Annotated in this window: 3 protein-coding genes and 1 pseudogene; 3 read left to right on the top strand and 1 reads right to left on the bottom strand. The window is 50.9% G+C overall.

Annotated features, from left to right (window positions below):
* The 3 genes from JIN85_RS20030 to JIN85_RS20020 form a co-directional block, all read left to right on the top strand.
* On the top strand, window positions 1–351 hold a 351-nt coding region (locus tag JIN85_RS20030; protein ID WP_234047531.1), incomplete at its 5' end, for a hypothetical protein.
* Between the two features lie 1,379 nt (window positions 352–1,730).
* The gene (locus JIN85_RS22395) at window positions 1,731–2,159 is read left to right on the top strand and encodes a CbrC family protein (protein ID WP_200274184.1); all 429 of its coding nucleotides are present in this window, start codon (window positions 1,731–1,733) and stop codon (window positions 2,157–2,159) included.
* A 175-nt stretch (window positions 2,160–2,334) separates the two neighbouring features.
* A complete protein-coding gene (locus tag JIN85_RS20020; protein ID WP_200274182.1) occupies window positions 2,335–2,628 on the top strand; it encodes a hypothetical protein in 294 nt (97 codons plus the stop codon).
* A 96-nt stretch (window positions 2,629–2,724) separates the two neighbouring features.
* Here the strand turns inward: JIN85_RS20020 and JIN85_RS20015 are convergent.
* Window positions 2,725–2,911: pseudogene (locus JIN85_RS20015) on the bottom strand (IS110-like element ISCARN57 family transposase); the annotation flags it as partial.

Genomic DNA, 2,911 nt, shown 5'->3' with positions numbered 1-2,911 from the left:
CAGTCCAGAACAAGGCGGCACATCCGACGGCGATCAGCCTGTGAGTTGACTTTGATGCTTTTCTCGCGCCGCAGATGGCCTTATACGTTCGGCAGTAATATGACAGATCGCGAGATCAACAGATTGTTCAGCGATCATTTTTCCCATCTTGATCGCCTAGTGACCGTGCGGCTTCCCAATCGGGATTGGCGGCACCGAGGTCCAATTGTGATGGGATTACCTGAGAACGAAAGGAACCTGTATTTTGTCCATGATGTCGTCGCAATCACCTGCAATGCGGGCATGGGAGCGTGGATTCATTACCACATCGATGACGAGGGGTGGATCGACGATGCGGGCGAGAGCCTTTGAGGCGATTGAACACGGGAGAGTTGGATGTGATCTCAAGGCCTGTCGCGATCGATACCTGGCTGCGAACGGGAATTTAGAGGATTGGAATGATGATGATCTTTCCGAGCCCGTGTGGGATTCGGACGATCAGATCATGCGTGACCTCTACCGTCATCTTCTGAACGCTGGATTTTCCTTTTGGCGGCCTGAGTAGAGTTCGCAGCCTGAATGAGAAGAGACAATTGGCCGAACAAGCCGCCGCATCCGACCGCGACAAGCCGCCAAATTGAATCGGAGCTTGAGGACGCGGCCGGATGGGCTCATACGTTCTCCAATGAAATTCTATACACGACGGGGAATACTTGCAGCGATAGGAATAGTAGCTGCACCATTCCTCGTTTTGATCGTTGTCTTTAGTGTAGTGCACTTCATTGCCTATGACGGGAGCGGTCCGGATGACGGTGTGGGGTTGCTAGCGGCGAGCGTTGCCTTCCCTGTCGTCCTTCTAATCGCAATCCCCCTGTGGACCATTTTCATGATTCGGGCGCTTACCTGGATTCTAAGCGCCGGAGCTCAACAGAGTGTGACTTCAACATCGGCTTCATTACACACACCTAGGAAGTAAAAGAAGATGGAGAACAAGTCGCTGGTGGCAAGCGGCGACAACGCTCTTCATTGAATCCGGGCTTCCTATCCGCCGCTGCCACAGCTATTACGTTAGGCAGAAAATCAGATGCGTGATCCCAAGCGAATTCCTGCAGTCCTGAGCGCAATCGAGAAACTTTGGCGCTCCAATCCCGACTTACGGCTAGGTCAGATCATCATCAATGCGACCAAGTCTAGCGGACGAAATGTAGTCAGCCCGGAAATATACTATATCGAAGACAAGGATCTACTTATCGGAATAGATGCACTTACCCCGAGATCAGAAAATAAAGAAGGCGCCTAACAAGGCGCTAGAGACAACTCCGGTAGCTGTCACGAGTTGTGCTGGCGCACACCTCGCGCCACCTACCTTCGTGTCTCACCTTTGACGTTCGGCAAAATGAAAAACCCCGGATTACATTGCCCGGTTTGCGGAAGCGAAAAGCGCGAAAATAAACGATATCCGCTTTATGTTTGCGCGACGTGTTCAGCGAATGTCGAAGACGAGTCCGGCCGGCGATTGGCTATCACAAACACGAATGAAGGAGATGGAATCGTTATTACCTATGCGGACTCCGGAGAAGAAAGGACTTCCCGCGAATGCTTGATCCAGGGCGTGCGATGCCATGCGCAAGAAGCACGCTTTGGCGGAATCGTCATCCAAGCCAGAAAATGAAAAAAACTGAGCCGAACCAGTCGCTCGTGCCAACGACCACAGCTGTCACGGCACACCTAAAACGTTCGGCTAGACCGAGATGAACGCTCTCCCCAAGTTCCCATATCATCGAGACCCACGGGCATCTGGGCCACTTCGCGAGAGTGCAGAGCCTTGCGAGTGTTGCGGACTGTCTCGCGGTATTCTTTATAGTGGCGTCATTTACACGGCATTCGACATCAAGAATCTTTGTCCTTGGTGCATCGCGGATGGATCAGCAGCCAGCAGGTTTAGCGCCTCCTTCTTTGACGCTAATTTTTGCGGTGATTCCGGGGATTCCGTTTCTCTTCCACCAGAGTTCCACCATGACGTGTTTGACCGCACCATCGGATTTTCTACATTTAATCCTATCGGCTGGTGGGTTCACTGCGGAGAACCCGCCGAATATGTCTCTCGCAACGAGCCCTACGAGATGATTTTCGAGTGTCGGATTTGCCATAAGCAACATACGATTGAAGACTTTGACTGATCCAAACCACAACCAAGCCGAACAAGCCATCACAGGCAACGGGCTATCGCCCGTGCCTGGACATTGAACGTTCGGCAAGAGAAGACTGCTCATGACTTATCCACGGATTCATCGAGGTACCGCCCATATTAGAACCTCTAATTCTATCAGCGCCGCAGTATGGCCGCTAGGTCTTATGCGATTGGTTGATGACGCAATCGAGATCAAAGCAGCTTGGTCGAAGCTGTCTCTCACACCCAGCGAGATTATTGAATTGCGCTTTTATCATTTTTTATTTCCCCGTTTTGTTGCCATTACCCGGACGGTAGATTCTTACATGCTTGCATCGTTTTCAGTCATTGACGGAAGCCGCCTTAAAGATACCCTCATTGATAGAGGATTTACCATAACGAACGAGGCTAAGTGGCAGCCATGGACTGAACTTTCATCGGATTGCGAAAGATTTGGCCTTTCCTCCGGCAATGCGTAATAAACAAGAATTCAAGCCGAACAAGATGCTGCGTTGAAAGATCAACCGTAATTTGAGTTTTTTTGGATTCTTTTGAGTGGATGGAGTTGAGTGTTTTCAGGTGGTTTGGAAGCCTCTTTTCTCGGGGTTGTAGGGTTCGCCGGATTTGAGGATGCCGTAAATTTGGTGAAGCAGTTTTCGCATGATGCCGATGATGATTTGCTTGGGCTTTTTGCCATTTTCCTGGAGCCGATCGGCGAAGGTTTTGAGCAAGGGGTTGTTGTTCCGAGCGGTCATGGCGGGC

It is taken from the genome of Luteolibacter pohnpeiensis, assembly GCF_016595435.1.
Taxonomy (GTDB): Bacteria; Verrucomicrobiota; Verrucomicrobiia; order Verrucomicrobiales; family Akkermansiaceae; genus Luteolibacter; species Luteolibacter pohnpeiensis.
This window is presented reverse-complemented; position numbering and strand designations above follow the sequence as displayed.